This window comes from Labrys sp. KB_33_2 (genome assembly GCF_052114505.1).
Classification (GTDB): Bacteria; Pseudomonadota; Alphaproteobacteria; order Rhizobiales; family Labraceae; genus Labrys.
Map to the genome: position 1 here is coordinate 1 of NZ_JBFREW010000098.1, position 357 is coordinate 357.

The window sequence follows — 357 nt, forward strand, 5'->3', positions numbered from 1 at the left end:
ATCCGTCTTCGAGGTCAGGTTGCCCGCATCGTCATAGCTGTAGGTCTCGTTGAACGAGGCGTTGCCGGCATTGTTGGCCGAGGTCAGTTGGTCCAGCTCGTCATAGCCATAGGTCCAGGCATCGCTGGAGGCTCCCCCCGGCGCCGTGACCGCATCGATCCGGCCGGTGGCGGCCCGGCTGTAGTTCAGCGACAGCAGGTTCGTGCCGCCCTTGGCCGCCGTCAGGCTGTTCAGCCAGCCCCGCGTGGCGTCATAGGCCGACGTGCTGGTCACCCCATTGGCGTAGGTGGTCGCCAGCGACTGCCCGGCCGCATTGTAGGTCACGTTGCCGACCAGGCCGGGGATGGAAGTGAGCTG

1 protein-coding gene is annotated in these 357 nt (G+C 66.1%); it reads right to left on the bottom strand.

The window, feature by feature from the left end; translation table 11 throughout:
- Positions 1-357, bottom strand: a 357-nt coding sequence (locus AB4037_RS34720) for a hypothetical protein (RefSeq protein ID WP_441774699.1), incomplete at both ends; no start/stop codon positions are given.